Below are 17,161 nucleotides of genomic sequence, written 5' to 3'. Positions count from 1 at the left end.
GCTACAGGATCATGGCGTTTTTCCCGAGGGAAAAAATTGTTTCGATGATCATAAGTTTTGGGGATGTCAGTTTGTGTGGTGTACGCGTTCCCCGATTGATTGAATATACTCGCCGCCTCGGGAATTGTCTTGGGCGGGATAAGCGCGGCGACAAATTGAAATGGCGGACGGCGTGAAAACCAAACTGACCGGAAAACTCAAAGCCAAGAAAGTCACCGCGCCGCAAGCCAAGGCGTTTTCGGTACATCTTCTGACGGCATCGGGTTCGTTTCTGGCATTCCTTTCCATCGTGGCGGCCAGCGACGGACGCTATACGGCGATGTGGTGGTGGCTGGGATTGGCGCTTTTCGTCGACGGTATTGACGGCCCCATCGCGCGCAAGCTTGAGGTCAAATATGTCTTGCCGAACTGGTCGGGCGAGCTTCTCGACAACATCATCGATTACGTCACCTATGTTTTGATACCCGCCTTCGCGCTCTATCAAAGCGGGTTCATGGGAACCTATTTGTCCTTCATATCCGGCGCAATCATCGTGGTTTCGAGTGCGATTTATTATGCCGATACGGGCATGAAGACGAAGGAAAACTTCTTCAAGGGGTTTCCGGTTGTCTGGAACATGGTGGTCTTCACGCTCTTCATCGTCAGGCCGGGCGAGTGGGTGGCGTTTGCAACGGTTGTTGTGTCGGCGATCCTGTCGTTTCTGCCGATCAACTTCCTGCATCCCGTGCGCGTCGTGCGCCTGCGACCGCTTAATCTGACCGTTTTTCTGCTCTGGTGTGCCTTTGGCGCGGCTGCGCTCTATTATACTCTGGATGCGCCATTATGGGTCCGCGTCGGCATATCCGTGACGGGCCTTTACATTTATTTCATCGGCGCTGTTATGCAGTTTTTCCCGGGGCTGGGAAGAACTGCAACCGTCATTGCGGCTGAGAAAACCGCCGCCGCAAGGAAGAGTGGAGAAGTATGATGATCAACGCCATTCGCGTCCACCAGACCGGCGGGCCGGAAGTCATGAAATATGAACAGATCGAGATCGGCGAACCGGGTCCGGGCGAGGCGAAGGTGCGCCACGAAGCCGTCGGTCTCAATTTCATCGATGTCTATTTCCGCACGGGACTCTACAAGGCCGCGCAGATGCCATTCACGCCCGGAAACGAAGGCGCAGGCATGGTCGTAGCGGTTGGTCCGGGCGTCAACGATGTTCGTGTCGGTGACCGCGTTGCCTATGTGGCGACACCGGGCTCCTATGCGGACGAGCGCATTCTGCCAGCCGACCGGCTGGTAAAGGTTCCGGATAATGTCGATCTGAAAACCGCTGCCTCCATGATGCTGAAAGGCATGACTGCACAATATCTTCTGCGGCGCACATTCAGGGTCGAGCCGGGACAGACGATCCTTTTCCATGCAGCCGCGGGCGGTGTGGGCCTGATTGCCGGGCAGTGGGCGAAACATCTCGGCGCTACCGTTATCGGTACGGCGGGGTCGGAAGAAAAGATCGCGCTGGCCAAAAAGCACGGCTACGATCACGTCATCAATTACCGTACCGAAAACTTCGCCGAAAAGGTGAAAGAACTGACGGATGGGGCGGGCGTAGATGTGGTCTATGATTCCGTTGGCCGCGATACCTATATGGGTTCGCTGGATGTGCTGAAGCCGCTTGGCATGTTTGCCTGCTTCGGTCAGTCGTCCGGCGTCATTCCGCCATTCGATCTCGGCATTCTTGCGCAGAAGGGCTCGCTTTTCGCCACGCGGCCTACCTTGTTCAATTATATCGCCAAGCGAGCCGACCTCGAAAAGACCGCCGCCGAGCTTTTCGATGTGGTTGGAAGCGGAGCCGTCAAGATCGAGATCAACCAGACCTATGCGCTCAAGGACGCGGGCAAGGCGCATGAGGATCTGGAAGCCCGCAAGACGACCGGTACAACTATTCTGATACCATGAACTGACTGATGATTGCAGCGGTGTGCATATGTCCACCGCTGCTTGCTTTTAGGCTTTTCAAGAGCAGACTTGCTGGCTAAGGTCGCTCAAAAATACAAATGGGGAACAATGACAGCGCCTTTAACCGACCGGCCTCTTCTGGATGTCCGCCGGCTCACGAAAGTATTTGGTCAGCTGCGGGCCTGTGATGGTGTCGACCTCACCATCGGGAAAGGGGAGATTCACGCGCTTCTGGGCGAGAACGGCGCTGGAAAATCCACCTTCGTAAAAATGCTGTTCGGCGCGCTCCAGCCTCTGGAAGGTGAAATCGTCTGGAAGGGCCAGCCGGTCGCGATAGATGAACCTGCCGCCGCAAGAAAACTCGGCATTGGTATGGTTTTCCAGCACTTTTCGCTGTTTGATTCACTTACGGCCGCTGAAAACATCGCCTTGTCGCTGGATCGTTCACTGCCGCTTTCGGATGTTGCAAAACGTGCGCGTGAGGTTGGCAAGACATACGGACTTCCGGTTGATCCGCAGGCCCATGTCGGCGATCTGTCCGTTGGCGAACGCCAGCGTATTGAGATCGTGCGCTGCCTTCTTCAGGAACCCGACCTCATCATCCTTGATGAGCCAACCTCCGTGCTGACGCCGCAGGAAGCCGACAAGCTGTTTGAAACGCTGGAATGCCTGAAAGCCGAAGGCAAGTCCATCCTCTATATCAGCCACCGTCTGGAGGAAGTGAAGCGCCTTTGTGACCGCGCAACCGTGCTGCGGCATGGCAAGGTCGTCGCGCATTGCGATCCGCGCAAGGAAACCGCCGCGTCGCTTGCGCGCATGATGGTTGGAAACGACATCAATGTCGTGGCGCGCACTCCCATTGCGGCGGCAAATGTCGGCGATGATGCGCTTTTTGAAATCAGGTCCCTGTCACAGCCGCCGCGCGGACCCTTCTCGACGGCATTGAAGGATATTTCACTTTCGGTCGCTGCTGGCGAAGTGGTTGGCATAGCGGGCGTTGCGGGTAACGGGCAGGGCGAATTTTTCGAAGCTGTTTCCGGTGAAGTGTTGCAGCCCAGTGCCTCGAATGTGCGTATTCGGGGTAAAGATGCCGGCAAGGCTGGCATTAGCGAAAGGCGCATGATGGGCGCGGCCTTCGTACCGGAAGAACGGCTTGGACATGGTGCCGTTCCGACGATGACGCTGACCGACAATCTGTTCTTGTCCCGCTACAAGACCGACTCAAAAATGTTCCTGCGCGGTGGCAAACTGAAGCTGGTCGCAGAGAGCGCGCTACGGTCGGCTGCGAAACGCATCATCGAACGGATGGATGTGCGCAAGAGCGCTGAAAATCCGCCTGCGTCCGCACTTTCCGGCGGTAATCTGCAAAAATTCATCATCGGGCGCGAGCTTGACCGTTCCCCCTCGGTCATGGTCGTGAACCAGCCCACATGGGGCGTCGATGCTGGCGCTGCGGCGCATATTCGGCAGGCGCTGGTTGATCTTGCGCGTTCCGGTTCCGCAGTTCTCGTTATCAGCCAGGACCTTGATGAACTTCTTGAAATCAGCGACCGGATCGCGGTCATGAATCATGGCCAGCTTTCCGATCCAATGCCGATTGCCGAAGTCACGCTGGAAAAGATCGGCCTCCCGATGGGCGGCGTTTCCGGAGAGGCTGCATGATGCGGATCGAACTCGTTAAACGCCCGCAGCCCTCAAAACTTTTCAGCGCCCTGTCGCCACTGCTTGCGCTGACTTTGACGCTGGTTTTCGGTGGTCTTGCTTTTGCGCTGATGGGCAAGCAACCGCTGCATGCACTCTATGTCTTCTTTGTCGAACCTTTGTTCGATATCTGGTCGTGGCATGAATTGCTGGTGAAGGCCGCACCGCTGATCCTGATTGCGGTTGGCCTTTGCGTCTGTTTTTTGTCCAACAACTGGAATATCGGTGCCGAGGGGCAATTCATCGCCGGTGCGATAACCGGGTCGGTCTTGCCTGTCATGTTCCCGGATTTGCAGTCGTGGGTGGTTCTGCCCTTGATGATGCTTATGGGGATGGCGGGCGGTGCGGCATATGCATCCATACCCGCCTTGCTGAAGGTACGCTTCAACACGAACGAAATCCTGACCAGCCTTATGCTGGTCTATGTTGCGCAGCTCTTTCTCGACTGGCTGGTGCGCGGCGCCTGGCGCAACCCCGAAGGCTATAATTTCCCGGAAACCCGCCAGTTCAACGATAGCGCCATTCTGCCGGAAATCTGGAGCGCATCGGGCCGTGCCCATTGGGGTTTCATCTTCGCGCTTGTGGCGGCGGTGGCTGTCCGGTTTCTGCTCAAGCACACGCTGAAAGGCTTTGAGGTCAAGGTCATCGGCCAAAGCCCGAGGGCAGGGCGCTTTGCGGGTTTCAGTGCGGGCAAGATGGTGTTCTTCGTCTTTGCGCTTTCCGGTGCGCTTGCCGGTCTTGCGGGGATTGCAGAAACTTCCGGCGCTATCGGCCAGCTCCGCCCCGTCATTTCTCCGGGCTATGGTTTCACGGCAATTATTGTCGCGTTTCTCGGACGCCTCAATCCGTTGGGGGCAATTGCAGCCGGTCTGGTGCTGGCGCTTTCCTATCTTGGCGGTGAGGCCGCACAGGTTTCCATCGGCATCTCGGAAAAATCCGCGCGCGTGTTTCAGGGCATGATCCTGTTCTTCGTGCTCGCTTGCGATACGCTTATTCTCTATCGCATTCGCTTCATATCCGCAGCTCGAGCGGGAAAGGCCTGATCTCATGGATTTGACGCAGGCTATTCTCCTTACGATTGCAACTGCTGCAACGCCGCTCCTGATCGCTGCTATCGGCGAGCTGGTGGTCGAACGCTCCGGCGTGCTCAATCTCGGCGTCGAAGGCATGATGCTTATGGGCGCGGTGTCCGGTTTTGCCATCGCGCAGATGACCGGTTCGGCATGGTTGGGCCTGATTGCCGCTGTTCTGGTTGGCGTGCTTTTTGCGGCAATCTTTGGCTTTCTCACGCTCACGCTTGTCACCAATCAGGTGGCGACCGGGTTGGCGCTTACAATCCTCGGCGTTGGGGCATCGGCCTTGCTCGGCGAAAGCTTTGTCGGGCTTCCCGGCGTTCGGCTCGAAGCGGTTCATATTCCCTATTTGACCGATATCCCGCTTGTCGGGCGGTTCATCTTCGGTCAGGATCCCATCTTCTACATGTCCATTCTGCTGGTTGTCGGCGTTGCATGGTTTCTGTTCCGCACACGGGCAGGGCTCACATTGCGTGCCATTGGCGACAGCCATGGCTCGGCCCATGCGCTCGGTGTGCATGTGGTGCGCACGCGTTATCTGGCGGTGCTGTTCGGCGGGGCCTGTGCCGGTCTCGCAGGTGCGCAATTGTCGCTCGTCTATGTGCCGCAGTGGGTGGAAAACATGACTGCTGGCCGCGGCTGGATCGCGCTTGCTCTCGTCGTGTTCGCTTCTTGGCGGCCGTGGCGGGTGTTGATCGGTGCTTATTTGTTCGGCGCGGTGACTATCGGCCAGCTCCACGCGCAGGCGCTCGGCTTCGGCCTGCCGTCACAGTTTCTGTCTGCGCTGCCTTATCTTGCGACGATTGTGGTGCTGGTCATCATTTCGCGCAACAAGCGTCTGACGATGATGAATACGCCGACTTCGCTCGGCAAGCCGTTCGTGCCGGACAGGTAAGGCGTGCGGTCGAGGGGTAACAAAAATCAGTCCCAAGGATTTTTGTTGTGGTTAGTGGGTATAAACAAGGAGTGCAGGGAACATGAAAAAGACGCTTATGGCGATTGCCACCGCGACAAGCTTTATGCTCGGCGGCGCGGCACATGCAGAAGAAAAGCTGAAAATCGGCTTCATCTATATCGGACCTCCGGGCGACTTCGGCTGGACCTATCAGCATGATCAGGCACGCAAGGAACTGATCGAGGCGCTCGGCGACAAGATCGAAACCACCTTTCTGGAAAACGTGCCGGAAGGTGCCGACGCCGAACGTTCCATCGAACGTCTGGCGCGCGCAGGCAACAAGCTGATCTTCACGACATCGTTCGGTTACATGGACCCGACCTTGAAGGTCGCCAAGAAATTCCCTGACGTGAAGTTCGAACACGCGACCGGCTACAAGACCGCCGACAACATGTCCGCCTACAATGCGCGCTTCTATGAAGGCCGTTATGTGCAGGGCGTGATCGCTGCCAAAATGTCCACGAAGGGTGTCGCCGGTTACATCGCATCCGTGCCGGTGCCGGAAGTCGTGCAGGGCATCAACGCATTCATGCTCGGCGCGCAGTCCGTCAATCCTGACTTCAAGGTCAAGGTGATCTGGGCCAATTCCTGGTTCGATCCGGGCAAGGAAGCCGATGCGGCCAAGGCTTTGATCGATCAGGGAGTCGACATCATCACCCAGCACACCGATTCCACTGCCGCCATTCAGGTGGCGCATGATCGCGGCATCAAGGCGTTTGGTCAGGCTTCGGACATGATCAAGTTCGCGCCCGACACGCAGCTTACCGCTGTCGTGGACGAATGGGGTCCATACTATATCGACCGTACCAAGGCCGTTCTCGACGGCAGCTGGAAGAGCCAGAATGTCTGGTGGGGCATGAAGGAAGGTCTCGTGAAGATGGCGCCTTATACCAACATGCCGGACGACGTGAAGAAGCTGGCGGAAGAAACCGAAGCCAAGATCAAGTCGGGCGAATTGAAGCCTTTCACCGGCCCGATCAAGAAGCAGGACGGTTCCGTTTGGCTCAAGGAAGGTGAACAGGCCGATGACAAGACACTGCTGGGCCTGAATTTCTATGTCGCCGGCGTGGATGACAAGCTGCCGCAGTAAGCTTTTCCATGCTGAAACAGAAAAGGGCGCTCACCGCGCCCTTTTTCTTTTCTTACACTCTATTAAAGTCAGCTGTTAAAGCGATAGCTTAAGCCCTTCGTGGCTATCGACGAAGCCGAGCGATTGATAGAAACGCAGCGCATCCGAGCGCGCTTTGTCCGTCGTCAGCTGCACGAGGCGGCAGCCGCGTTCGCGGCACCGTTCGATTGCCCACTCGATCATCCGTCGACCGATGCCGCCGCCGCGAATATGGCTTGCAATCCGCACGCTTTCGATCTGCCCGCGCCACATGCCCAACCGGGACAGGCCGGGTATGAAGCTGATCTGCATGCAGCCGATGATCTCGCCACCCTGTTCCACGACAGCCAGAAGCTGGTTGGGATCGGCGTCGATGGCTGCAAAGGCGCTGCGATAGGAATCCCGCAAGGGCAGGCTCGCATCTTCGCGCTTTGCGCCCAGCGCGTCGTCGGCCAGCATGGCGACAATCGCAGCCACGTCAGCCGAGGCGGCTTTTCTGATCGCTATGGCCGGTTCCGCCGTCATCAGACCGCGATGCCGTGCAGATCGTAAGCGTCGCTTGCCTCGATCTTCACCGTCACGATGTCGCCGACACGGAGCGGGCGGCGCGACTGGATGTGAACGCTGCCGTCGATTTCCGGCGCATCGTAGCGCGTGCGGCCCTTGCCAATGGTGCCGTTTGCTTCATCGATGATAACAGGCAGGCGTTTGCCGACCTTCTTCTTGAGAAGGTTGGTCGAAATCTGCTGCTGCTTGGCCATGAAACGATGCCAGCGCGCTTCCTTGATTTCTTCTGGAACCTGCTCAAGGCCAAGGTCGTTGGCCTTCGCGCCCTTGACCGGCTCATATTTGAAGCAGCCAGCGCGTTCGATCTTGGCTTCATCGAGCCAGTCGAGCAGCATCTGGAAGTCTTCTTCCGTTTCGCCCGGATAGCCGACGATGAAGGTGGAGCGTACGGCCAGGTCCGGGCATGTCTCACGCCATGCCTGAATGCGGCGTGAGGTCTTTTCCTGATGCGCGGGACGGCGCATGTTCTTCAGCACCGCAGGCGAGGCGTGCTGGAAGGGAATGTCCAGATAAGGCAGAATCTTGCCTTCAGCCATCAATGGAATGACCTCATCGACATGCGGGTATGGGTAGACATAATGCATACGCACCCACACGCCCATCTCGCCCAATTCCCGCGAGAGATCGAGGAATTTGGTGCGAACCGTGCGGTCCTGCCACATGGCTTCCTGATACTTGATGTCGAGGCCATAGGCGCTCGTATCCTGCGAGATGACAAGGATTTCCTTGACGCCAGCCTTGACCAGCTTTTCCGCTTCGCGCAGCACCTGATCAATCGGACGCGACACGAGATCGCCGCGCAGTGCCGGAATGATGCAGAAGGAGCAGCGGTTCGAGCAGCCTTCGGAGATTTTCAAGTAAGCGTAATGGCGCGGGGTCAGCTTCACGCCCTGCGGCGGCACCAGATCGACAAACGGGTCGTGTACGGGAGGAGCCGCTTCGTGCACCGCGCTCATCACACTTTCATAGGCTTGCGGGCCGGTGATGGCGAGCACGTTGGGGTGGCGCTGGCGGATAACTTCCGGCTCCGCGCCAAGGCAGCCGGTCACGATCACCTTGCCGTTTTCGTTCAGCGCAAGGCCGATGGCATCGAGCGATTCATCGCGCGCGGAATCGAGGAAGCCGCAGGTATTGACGATCACGAGATCGGCGCCGTCATGCTTGCGGGAGATTTCATAGCCCTCGGAGCGAAGGCTGGTGATGATGCGTTCGGAATCGACAAGCGCCTTCGGGCAGCCAAGGGAAACGAAACTGACGCGCGGTGCGCTCATTGGGGAAACCTTGCAAAATATCGGAAATTGGGCGCGCAATATCACGATAAAGGGGCAACGGTAAAGTTGAGATGACAAAAAAGCCGGAGCGCAGGGCTCCGGCTTCCAATTGTTAGGCTGGGATCGGCTTATTCGGCCTGATCGGCGGGAGCCGCGTTGAGCTGGCCATAACGCTCTTCACCGATCTTGGCGAGAAGGTCGAGCTGGGTTTCGAGGAAGTCGATATGGCCTTCCTCATCAGCCAGAAGTTCATCAAAAAGCTGCTTGGAAACGTAGTCGCCGAGTTCGTCGCAGATTTCGCGAGACTTCTTGTAAGAAGCGCGGGCGTCGTATTCACCTGCAAGATCGGCTTCCAGAACTTCCTTGACGTTCTGGCCGATGCGCAGCGGAGCTACGGTCTGCAGGTTTGGAAAACCTTCCAGGAAGATAATGCGATCGATCAGCTTGTCAGCGTGATGCATTTCTTCGATAGACTCTTCACGTTCCTTCTTGGCAAGACGCGTGAAGCCCCAGTCGTTGAGGAGGCGGTAGTGAAGCCAATACTGGTTTACAGCGCCAAGCTCGAGGAAAAGTGCCTCGTTAAGCCGCTCGATGACCTTTGGTTCGCCTTTCATTCCATGAACTCCCGAATTTGTCGCGTAGAGAACGTACACGATCCATGAACTGGACCACGTTTTCGTCCATTTGGTTATGACGAAGATGATACTCTTCAGTCACCCTTATGATCGTTTCCACGACGTTTGGGAAGCAGCCACAGCAACGGCCGCGCTTGGACATGATATTATAGACGGTGCCAGGGACAATAAGTTGCCAGCAATCCTGATCGAGAAGCTCGATGACGACGGCTTCAATATCTTTATCGGTAATAACGTTGCAGCTGCACACTAGCATGAGGAACTATCTCCCATGCATGAACAGCAGAAATCAGATGCGAAAAGCACCGAACGAAGAGACTTTACCGGCTCAAACTGAACTTCAACTGTATGGCTGCGCAGAAAAACTGACAGCTTTATTTCACTCGTGGCGCAAGGCCGAACTGAACCGGTCAATGGTTCCTCCAACTGCAAGGGTTAAAGGCCCGAACATTAAAGGCATTACTTAGGTGGTGTTTATAAAACCCACCCATTTAGGTCAGGTTATGGCCGCTAGAGCTCCGTTCTGTCAATTTTTATGTTTTTGAAATGTTCTAAAAATCAATAACTTGGAATCATTCTAAATATGAGTTAACCACCCATCTTTAAAAGATAATTGGTGTCTACGGTCCCGTGGCGGCGCAGAAATCGCGCCGCCAAGGCCTTATGCGCCATTTCGCCGCACCTTTGTGGATAGGCAGGTGCTCATCATGAGCCCAGAACGGCGCTGAACCCTTCAAACTGCGGAGGACCAAGATAGAGGGGCTTGTTTTCTCCGGCGTTGCGATGTGCATCGCGGAATTGCTCGGATTTGGTCCAGGCGACGAAATCGTCGCGATTGCGCCAGACCGTGTGCGAAGCATAGAGCGTGTAGCCTTCCTCTTCGTTGGTCGCACCGCGAAGCAGGTGAAAGCTTTCGAAGCCGGGGAGCTCCGACAATCTGGAGTCGCGGTTCTTCCAGACGGTCTCGAAGTCGGCCTCGCTGCCGACGCGAACCTTGAAGCGATTCATGGCTATGTACATTGCTGATCCTTTTCCATCAGGTTGGGACTGGCTATAGCGCATCCCGGAAAGTCCAACGCGGAATGCTCTCACAATATAAGTTCCGGCGAGTGCAGCGGTAGGGGCTGCACTCGCCGCGTCACATCTCGGGATCAGGGGCCGCCCGCGGTCAGGTTGGCCGGCCCTGGCAGAGGTGACGATCTCAAGAGAGAGGCGAAAACGCCTCCCGAAGTTTCTAGAACTGGAACTGGGTCGCGACGAGGAAAGTGCGTCCGCGGCCAGAACCGTAAGTGCTGAGGGCAGGGGTATATTCCTTGTCGGCAATGTTGAGCACCTGGAGCGAAAGATCGACCGTGTCGGTGAACTTGTACTTCGCGAAGACGTCCACCAGCGTGTAAGGATCAGTGTCGCTTCCGCTGATAGTCCTACCGCTCGAAACATGCTGGACACGCAAGCCGCTTTCGAGCTTGCGCTCGAAGAAGCGCGCACCGGCGGTAATCGTCACGACATCTTCGGGCAGATATTGGTTTGCACCCATGCCGGCTGTCTGTTCGGGCAGTTCAGAGGTGGAATGCGTATAGGCAATCCCCCCGAACGCGAAGCCCGCATCGTAACGCGCATCCAGTTCGAAGCCTTTGACCGTCGAGGTGCCGTCAACATTGACGAACTGGCTATAGTCGGATGCAGCCGTGATATAGTCCTCAACGCGCATCGTGTAGTAATTGGCCTTGAGACGCACGCCATCTTCAGCGGTCAGGATACCGTCGCGGGCGATATTGACGCCGAATTCCCACCCGCGCTGCTTTTCAGGCCGAAGATTGGGGTTGCCGTGCATCATGCCTGTTCCGGCGTGCGCCACGCCGCCCAGAAAGGTTTCCTGCAAGGTCGGCGAACGCATGGAATGCGCATAGGTGATATACGGCTGCAGCCAGTCGGTCAGGTTATAGGCAACGGTGACCTTGGGGCTGAACTCGCTGTCGCTGTTCGAAATGGCACTGTCTTCGCTTTCGAGCTTGAAGTAATCATAGCGAAAGCCGGTAACGACTTGCAGGGCCTGATAATTCCAGGTCGCCTCCGAGAACACCGCGCCGCGATTGGAGTTGGCATCGGTCGGGTTGACGCCGGTCTTGGTGCCGCCCGCATTGTCGCGATTGACTTCAAAGCCGTTTTTCCACGCGACCGCCACATCGCCAAAAGTAAAGCGCGACGTGTTCGAGGCGGTCATGCCGGTGGTCTCGGTCGAAATCTGCCGGCCCACGAAGCTGCCATTGCCATCCACCCAGTTCTGCAATGTGCTGTTGTGGTAGAGGTTGACATCGATGCCAATGAGATCGTTGTCGGACGGATTGTAGTTATACTGTGCAAAGAACGTGCGGTTCTGCAGGAACATATCGTAGGTCGTATAGGTTCCCGGACGGTAGCCCGCCGCATATGACCCATAATGGTTGTTGTAGAGAACGCCGCCAAGCGTCAGCTTCTGATCTTCGCCAAGGCCGAACTCAGCCTTGAACAGCCCGGAGGTCAGTTCCTCGCCGGACTTCTCGACAGTAACGCCGTCGCCGTTCTTGTAGTCGTTGGAATCGTGACGGCTGATTGCGGCAACAAGCCCGATGGAATTGACGCGGGCCGCACCCGCCAGCATTTCGGAGAAGCCGGTGCCATTGCTGCCCCAGGATGCGCGGCCGAGAACGCCCTTGTCCTTGCCGTCCAGAATGACATCGTCGACGCCCAGTGTGCGGAAATTCACGCTGCCGGCAAGCCCGGTGCCGCCTTCGGTCGTAACAGCGCCGCGCGCCACATCAATTTCCGACAGCAGGTTGGGGTCGATATAGGCGTAGCCCTGCGCGTCATGCGCGGTGTTGCGATAGTTCTGCGGCACCCCGTCGATCATCATGTTGACGCGGCCGGAACCTTCAAAGCCGCGAATATTGACGGCCACGCCCGGATTGGAGCCGCTCTCTAGGGTGAAGACGCCTGCGGTGCCGCGCAGCACATCGTCGAGTTTCGCGCCACCGAAGCGATCGATCTCCTCGCGGCTCACCTTGCCCATGGGCGCGGGGACGGCGGTCGGCACCTGCGCATCGTTCGGCCGGCGAATGGTGATTGTTTTCAGCGCAACGCCGGCTTCCTCCTCGGGACTTTTCTGCTCCTGCCCCAATGCCTGTGACGTCATTGCCGCCAGAATAACGGCAAGCCCCGTGCTCGCCTTGAATGACCTTCTTTGAACCCCACCAGTCGCCCGCATTTCCAATGTTTCCTTCATGACCAGACACGCTTCGCCAGTCCCCTGGACAGCGAAGAAACTGAAAAATTTCAATTGTTTATGACTTCCCCCTCAAGAGAAGGGCCGCGTGCTGGCTGGGAAGAAAGCATCTCCCTGGCTTGCGTGGAAAAAACGAGATTTAAACTTGACTCGTTTATTCCAGTAATGCAGTGATTAATAAACATGAGTATTGATGTCAACAAAACAAATTTGCTGCCATCACCATGCGGAAAGTCGATGCTGAGGCGAGAAAATGAACAGGCGAATCCATATCGACATGCAGGTGCGTTTGCCGCGCGGACCCGTTTCCGAACGCGCCGCAAATCGCATTTCCGAAAGCCAGCTTCACAGCGATTCGAACGGATCTATTCCGGTTCAGACAAAATCTTGCTTCAGCGAGAGCGCGCTTGAGCCGCGACTGAAAACCTATGGTAGCCGCGAACTTTTCGACGGCTCCCGGGAAGTGGGCATAGAGCATGGCGGCTCGCTCTATCGCCTTAAGATCACCCGCCAAGGCAAGCTCATCCTAAACAAGTAGGCAACATCAGATGACGACCCATACCAAGCCCTCCCCAGAGGAGATTCTCAAGGCACGGGCTGATAATCCGAAAATGCGCGAACGTGATTTTGCGCAGTTCCTCGGTATATCAGAAGCCGATTTTGTTGCAGCACATTGCGGGCAGCCGGAAACGATGCCGATTTCGGCTCGGCGCATTCGCGCCGATGTCGAAATGCTCTTGAACCGCATCGCATCTGTCGGGGAAATCATGGCGCTGACACGCAATGAAAGCGTGGTCCATGAAAAGATCGGCCCTTTTGAAAAGACCGTCTGGGGCGCGCATGCTTCGCTGGCGCTCGGCAAGGAAATCGACCTTCGCATTTTCCCGAAACACTGGGTGCACGGTTTTGCCGTCGCCAAACAGGATGGTGAGGCCACGCGCCGCAGCTTGCAATTCTTCGACGCAACCGGCGAGGCAGTTTTCAAAATTCACCTGCGCCCGGCTTCCAATGTTGAAGCCTATGAGGCGCTCGTTGCAGATATGCTGTTAGGCGATCAGGCCCCGGTCATCGAAACAAGCATCCTCGCTCCCAAGGGGCCGAAGGCGGATGTGTCGCTGCTCGATATCGACGCATTCCGCGAGCGCTGGGGCGCTCTCACCGACGTGCATCAGTTCGTGGGGCTGTTGAAGGATTTCGGGGTTGACCGGCATCAGGCCGTGCATCTTGCCGGTCACGATTTCGCGTGGCGGGTCGATACGTCGTCGGTCGAGGCCATGATGAACCATGCGGTGCAGGAAAAGCTGCCGATCATGTGTTTTGTCGGCAGCCGCGGCTGCATCCAGATTCATACGGGGCCGATCCACGAGATCAAGATGATGGGCCCGTGGCTGAACGTGCTGGACCCGACTTTCCATATGCATCTGCGCCTCGATCACATCGCTGATGTCTGGGTCGTGCGCAAGCCGACGAAGGACGGTCATGTCACATCGCTTGAAGCCTATGATGCCAGGGGCGAACTGATCGTTCAGTTCTTCGGTGAGCGTCACGAAGGCGAAGCGGAACTGGCGGACTGGCGCATGATCGTGGAAAATCTTCCGCGTCTGCCGCACTCGTCGGCTGCATAGGGTGGCCGCGATGTCGTTCATTTCATTGCGATTCAGGCATGGGGCCGCTCTGGTCGCTGTCGCTTTGTCGCTGGCAACTGGTTCCGCGCGCGCCGAGATGGTCGATCATTTCACCGACACGTCGCGCATCGTTTCCGTTGGCGGGTCGCTGACGGAAATAGTCTATGCTCTCGGCGCGGAAAAGATGCTCGCCGGACGTGACCAGACGAGCGTTTATCCCGAGGACGTGAAGAAGCTGCACGATGTCGGCTATATGCGCCAGCTTGCGCCCGAAGGCGTTCTTTCGGTTAATCCGACCGGCATTTTGCTCCTCGAAGGAAGTGGCCCGCAGGATACGCTCGATGTTCTGAAAAAAGCGTCCGTGCCGATGATTGTCGTGCCGGAGGCTTTCACAGGCGAAAGCGTCGTCAGGAAAATCGAGATCGTGGGCAAAGCCCTCGGTCAAGAAGACAAGGCCAAGGAACTCGCCGCCGAAGTTTCTCGTGATATTGAAGCGGCTGAAAAGGCCGCTGCGGGATATACTCCCCGCAAGCGTGTGCTTTTCGTGCTGTCGGCTCCGGGAGGGCGCATGATGGCCTCTGGCACTGGCACTGCGGCTGATGGCATGATCAGGCTTGCCGGCGGTGAAAACGTCATCAGCGAGTATCATGGATACAAGCAACTGACCGATGAGGCCATTGAAAAGGCCGCGCCTGACATGGTCCTGATCATGGATACACGTGCGGATGGGATGACGGCGGAATCGCTCATGAAGAATCCGGTTATCGCGGGAACGCCAGCGGGTCGTAACGGCAACATCGTGTCGATGGAGGCGTCCTATCTGTTGGGTTTCGGCCCGCGAACCGGCGCTGCCATTCGTGACCTGTCGGCAAAACTCTATGGCGCTCCCGCGGGGCAATAACATGGTCAGGCTTGCTTGGTTCAAGCGCGAGCCTGCCTGCAAGGATAATTCGAAATGACGATCCAAGGTCGCGTGGCGCGCGAACAGCGCATTGCAGCGCGTCATCCAGAAAATGTCACGGGAGATCGCGCAGCACGCGCGCGGCTCACCATCATATTGCTTGCGGTAGCCTTGTGCATCGCTGCTCTTTTCAGCCTAACGGCTGGCGCTTCGGATGCATCCGTGCTTTCGGTTCTGCGCGCCCTGACCTCCGGCGGAGCCGAGGGCGCGGATGCTTTTCGGCGCGATCATCTGATCATCATGGAAATCCGCCTGCCGCGCATCGTCATGGGTATGCTGATAGGGGCGGGGCTCGCCGTTTCCGGTGCGGTGATGCAGGGCCTTTTCCGCAATCCGCTGGCCGATCCGGGTCTCGTCGGCGTTTCTGCGGGAGCGAGCCTTGGCGCGGTATCCATGATCGTTCTGGGAGGCACGATTCTTGCGCCTGTCATTACCATGCTTGGCGTCTATGCGCTGCCGCTGGCCGCATTTCTGGGCGGACTTTGCAGCACTTTTCTGCTCTATCGTATCGCGACACGACGAGGACGAACCTCTGTTGCAACCATGCTATTGGCTGGCATTGCGCTGAGTGCTCTGGCAGGTGCTGCGACCGGCGGACTTATCTATCTTGCCGATGACCGCCAACTCCGCGACCTGACCTTTTGGGGGCTGGGCTCACTTGCCGGTTCCACCTGGGCGAAGATTGGCGCCGCAGGTCCGATCATTGCTGCTGTTCTGGTGGTATCGCCCTTGCTGGCGCGGGGGCTCAATGCGCTGGCTCTTGGAGAAGCTGCCGCTGGCCATCTCGGCATTCAGGTGCAGCGCATCAAGAGCATCGCCATCGTTACGGTTGCCGCCGCCACCGGTGCGACCGTCGCCGTCGCCGGCGGGATCGGCTTTATCGGTATCGTGGTGCCGCATATGCTGCGCCTCGGGATCGGTCCGGATCATCGCTATCTGCTGCCAGCATCGGCCCTGCTGGGTGCTACTCTTCTGCTGCTGGCGGATGCGGTAAGCCGCACGTTCGTGGCTCCGGCGGAATTGCCTATCGGCATCATCACAGCGCTTTTCGGGGCGCCGTTCTTCCTCTGGATATTGCTGCGCCAGCGCGGCCTGCTCGATCTGTGAGGCGATCATGATTGAAACAAATTCATTGAGCGTAAGCCTGTCGGGCAAAAACATCATCAGCGACATCGGCTTTTCCGCCAAGCCGGGCGAGGTGACGGCGATCGTCGGGCCAAACGGCTCCGGCAAGACGACGCTGCTGCGTGCGCTTTCGGGTGACATCGCCTATACGGGAATAGCCCGTCTGGACGGCCAATCCTTCGCCGAAATCAAGCCGTGGCAAATGGCAGCACGGCGGGCGGTGCTGCCGCAGGCGAGCGCCTTGTCATTTCCCTTCACGGTTCGCGAGATCGTAAAGATCGGGCTTACAGGTGGCTATAGCGGCGTTTCACGTAATGAAGAAAAGTGGTTGCCTGATCTTGCCTTGCAAAGGGTTGATCTTGCCGGTTTCGGCGGACGGCTCTATCAGGAGCTTTCCGGCGGAGAGCAACAGCGCGTGCAGCTTGCCCGCGTCCTATGTCAGGTCTGGAAGCCGGTCGTGGACGGCGAGGCGCGTTATCTGTTTCTGGACGAGCCGATTTCAAGCCTCGATATTCGCCATCAGATCGTGGTGATGGAGATCGCGAGGGATTTTGCGGCGGCAGGCGGTGGAGTGATCGCGATCCTGCACGACCTTAACCTGACTGCCATGTTCGCCGATCGTGTCGCAGTGATGAGCAAGGGCAAGCTTGACGTCATAGGCACGCCCCGTGAAGCGCTGACCGATGAACGGCTCGAACGTGTCTATGAATGCTCGTTGCGAGTGGGCGTTCCGCCCGAAAGGGGTGTGCCTTTCGTATTGCCGCAGTCTGCTTATCGCGCAGTTGCGGAATAAAAAAAGGTCCGGCAGCAAGCCCGGGTCAGACTGCTGACAAACCCTTGGCCTTGTTCAGGGTTTGTGATTCATTGGATCATGTTGAAGAAACCCGCTCCGTCGCAGACGGCTCTAGAGATGGTGACGCTCGACAGTCTGGTTTCG

The 17,161-nt window shown here is 57.4% G+C and carries 17 protein-coding genes; 11 read left to right on the top strand and 6 right to left on the bottom strand.

Annotation, left to right across the window (positions count from 1 at the left end; translation table 11 throughout):
* The first annotated feature begins 160 nt into the window (after nt 1-160).
* From pcsA to F9K78_RS18800, 6 genes are all read left to right on the top strand, one after another.
* Nucleotides 161-967 (top strand): phosphatidylcholine synthase, encoded by an 807-nt coding sequence (gene pcsA / locus F9K78_RS18825; protein ID WP_121981809.1) that lies wholly within the window; start codon nt 161-163, stop codon nt 965-967.
* On the top strand, nt 967-1,941 hold the full coding sequence (locus F9K78_RS18820) for a quinone oxidoreductase family protein (protein WP_121981808.1): 975 nt from the start codon (nt 967-969) through the stop codon (nt 1,939-1,941). Before pcsA ends, F9K78_RS18820 begins: the two co-directional genes overlap by 1 nt.
* A 108-nt stretch (nt 1,942-2,049) precedes the next feature.
* Nucleotides 2,050-3,603 (top strand): ABC transporter ATP-binding protein, encoded by a 1,554-nt coding sequence (locus F9K78_RS18815; protein ID WP_122066378.1) that lies wholly within the window; start codon nt 2,050-2,052, stop codon nt 3,601-3,603.
* The gene (locus F9K78_RS18810; protein WP_121986515.1) at nt 3,603-4,685 is read left to right on the top strand and encodes an ABC transporter permease; all 1,083 of its coding nucleotides are present in this window, start codon (nt 3,603-3,605) and stop codon (nt 4,683-4,685) included. The genes F9K78_RS18815 and F9K78_RS18810 overlap by 1 nt, the downstream gene beginning before the upstream one ends.
* Before the next feature lie 4 nt (nt 4,686-4,689).
* Nucleotides 4,690-5,610 (top strand): ABC transporter permease, encoded by a 921-nt coding sequence (locus F9K78_RS18805; protein WP_122066379.1) that lies wholly within the window; start codon nt 4,690-4,692, stop codon nt 5,608-5,610.
* A gap of 82 nt (nt 5,611-5,692) precedes the next feature.
* A complete protein-coding gene (locus tag F9K78_RS18800) occupies nt 5,693-6,760 on the top strand; it encodes a BMP family ABC transporter substrate-binding protein (protein WP_121986484.1) in 1,068 nt (355 codons plus the stop codon).
* Between the two features lie 75 nt (nt 6,761-6,835).
* Here the strand turns inward: F9K78_RS18800 and F9K78_RS18795 are convergent, their stop codons facing one another.
* From F9K78_RS18795 to F9K78_RS18770, 6 genes are all read right to left on the bottom strand, one after another.
* Nucleotides 6,836-7,303: a GNAT family N-acetyltransferase gene (locus F9K78_RS18795; RefSeq protein ID WP_121986483.1), complete on the bottom strand. Its 468-nt coding sequence runs from the start codon at nt 7,301-7,303 to the stop codon at nt 6,836-6,838.
* Entirely contained in the window at nt 7,303-8,616 is a 1,314-nt protein-coding gene (rimO, locus tag F9K78_RS18790; RefSeq protein WP_121986482.1) for a 30S ribosomal protein S12 methylthiotransferase RimO, read from the bottom strand. Before rimO ends, F9K78_RS18795 begins: the two co-directional genes overlap by 1 nt.
* 128 nt (nt 8,617-8,744) lie before the next feature.
* Nucleotides 8,745-9,230 carry a bacterioferritin gene (gene bfr, locus F9K78_RS18785; protein ID WP_006468896.1) on the bottom strand — a complete coding sequence of 162 codons (486 nt, stop codon included), beginning with the start codon at nt 9,228-9,230 and terminating at the stop codon, nt 8,745-8,747.
* Nucleotides 9,196-9,507 carry a (2Fe-2S)-binding protein gene (locus tag F9K78_RS18780; RefSeq protein WP_109986605.1) on the bottom strand — a complete coding sequence of 104 codons (312 nt, stop codon included), beginning with the start codon at nt 9,505-9,507 and terminating at the stop codon, nt 9,196-9,198. The genes bfr and F9K78_RS18780 overlap by 35 nt, the downstream gene beginning before the upstream one ends.
* A gap of 449 nt (nt 9,508-9,956) precedes the next feature.
* Nucleotides 9,957-10,271, bottom strand: coding sequence for an antibiotic biosynthesis monooxygenase family protein (locus F9K78_RS18775; protein ID WP_121986481.1), 315 nt, complete (start codon nt 10,269-10,271; stop codon nt 9,957-9,959).
* Between the two features lie 214 nt (nt 10,272-10,485).
* Nucleotides 10,486-12,567 carry a TonB-dependent receptor domain-containing protein gene (locus tag F9K78_RS18770; protein WP_121986480.1) on the bottom strand — a complete coding sequence of 694 codons (2,082 nt, stop codon included), beginning with the start codon at nt 12,565-12,567 and terminating at the stop codon, nt 10,486-10,488.
* A gap of 313 nt (nt 12,568-12,880) precedes the next feature.
* On the opposite strand from F9K78_RS18770, the gene hemP reads away from it, so the two are divergent.
* Genes hemP through F9K78_RS18745 form a run of 5 tightly spaced genes read left to right on the top strand, consistent with a single transcriptional unit; the run spans nt 12,881 to nt 17,017 of the window.
* Nucleotides 12,881-13,051, top strand: coding sequence for a hemin uptake protein HemP (hemP, locus tag F9K78_RS22290; RefSeq protein WP_376903695.1), 171 nt, complete (start codon nt 12,881-12,883; stop codon nt 13,049-13,051).
* A 10-nt stretch (nt 13,052-13,061) separates the two neighbouring features.
* The gene (locus F9K78_RS18760) at nt 13,062-14,138 is read left to right on the top strand and encodes a hemin-degrading factor (RefSeq protein ID WP_121986478.1); all 1,077 of its coding nucleotides are present in this window, start codon (nt 13,062-13,064) and stop codon (nt 14,136-14,138) included.
* Nucleotides 14,139-14,148: 10 nt separating this feature from the next.
* Nucleotides 14,149-15,039 carry a heme/hemin ABC transporter substrate-binding protein gene (locus F9K78_RS18755; protein ID WP_121986514.1) on the top strand — a complete coding sequence of 297 codons (891 nt, stop codon included), beginning with the start codon at nt 14,149-14,151 and terminating at the stop codon, nt 15,037-15,039.
* A 54-nt stretch (nt 15,040-15,093) separates the two neighbouring features.
* The gene (locus F9K78_RS18750; protein ID WP_121986477.1) at nt 15,094-16,206 is read left to right on the top strand and encodes a FecCD family ABC transporter permease; all 1,113 of its coding nucleotides are present in this window, start codon (nt 15,094-15,096) and stop codon (nt 16,204-16,206) included.
* 7 nt (nt 16,207-16,213) lie between these two features.
* A complete protein-coding gene (locus F9K78_RS18745) occupies nt 16,214-17,017 on the top strand; it encodes a heme ABC transporter ATP-binding protein (protein WP_121986476.1) in 804 nt (267 codons plus the stop codon).
* The last annotated feature ends 144 nt before the right edge of the window (nt 17,018-17,161 follow it).

The organism is Brucella pseudintermedia (assembly GCF_008932435.1).
GTDB lineage: Bacteria > Pseudomonadota > Alphaproteobacteria > Rhizobiales > Rhizobiaceae > Brucella > Brucella pseudintermedia.
The sequence above is the reverse complement of the archived record's forward strand: the minus strand, read 5'-3'. Positions and strand labels throughout refer to the sequence as shown.

Bases quoted from the DNA above. Each gene is read 5' to 3' on its own strand.
- F9K78_RS18745 (WP_121986476.1), top strand. From the start codon at position 16,214: ATGATTGAAACAAATTCATTGAGCGTAAGCCTGTCGGGCAAAAACATC.
- F9K78_RS18795 (WP_121986483.1), bottom strand. From the start codon at position 7,303: ATGACGGCGGAACCGGCCATAGCGATCAGAAAAGCCGCCTCGGCTGAC.
- F9K78_RS18800 (WP_121986484.1), top strand. From the start codon at position 5,693: ATGAAAAAGACGCTTATGGCGATTGCCACCGCGACAAGCTTTATGCTC.
- F9K78_RS18820 (WP_121981808.1), top strand. From the start codon at position 967: ATGATCAACGCCATTCGCGTCCACCAGACCGGCGGGCCGGAAGTCATG.
- F9K78_RS18810 (WP_121986515.1), top strand. From the start codon at position 3,603: ATGCGGATCGAACTCGTTAAACGCCCGCAGCCCTCAAAACTTTTCAGC.
- F9K78_RS18805 (WP_122066379.1), top strand. From the start codon at position 4,690: ATGGATTTGACGCAGGCTATTCTCCTTACGATTGCAACTGCTGCAACG.
- pcsA (WP_121981809.1), top strand. From the start codon at position 161: ATGGCGGACGGCGTGAAAACCAAACTGACCGGAAAACTCAAAGCCAAG.
- F9K78_RS18780 (WP_109986605.1), bottom strand. From the start codon at position 9,507: ATGCTAGTGTGCAGCTGCAACGTTATTACCGATAAAGATATTGAAGCC.
- bfr (WP_006468896.1), bottom strand. From the start codon at position 9,230: ATGAAAGGCGAACCAAAGGTCATCGAGCGGCTTAACGAGGCACTTTTC.
- F9K78_RS18775 (WP_121986481.1), bottom strand. From the start codon at position 10,271: ATGTACATAGCCATGAATCGCTTCAAGGTTCGCGTCGGCAGCGAGGCC.
- F9K78_RS18750 (WP_121986477.1), top strand. From the start codon at position 15,094: ATGACGATCCAAGGTCGCGTGGCGCGCGAACAGCGCATTGCAGCGCGT.
- F9K78_RS18760 (WP_121986478.1), top strand. From the start codon at position 13,062: ATGACGACCCATACCAAGCCCTCCCCAGAGGAGATTCTCAAGGCACGG.
- F9K78_RS18815 (WP_122066378.1), top strand. From the start codon at position 2,050: ATGACAGCGCCTTTAACCGACCGGCCTCTTCTGGATGTCCGCCGGCTC.
- rimO (WP_121986482.1), bottom strand. From the start codon at position 8,616: ATGAGCGCACCGCGCGTCAGTTTCGTTTCCCTTGGCTGCCCGAAGGCG.
- F9K78_RS18755 (WP_121986514.1), top strand. From the start codon at position 14,149: ATGTCGTTCATTTCATTGCGATTCAGGCATGGGGCCGCTCTGGTCGCT.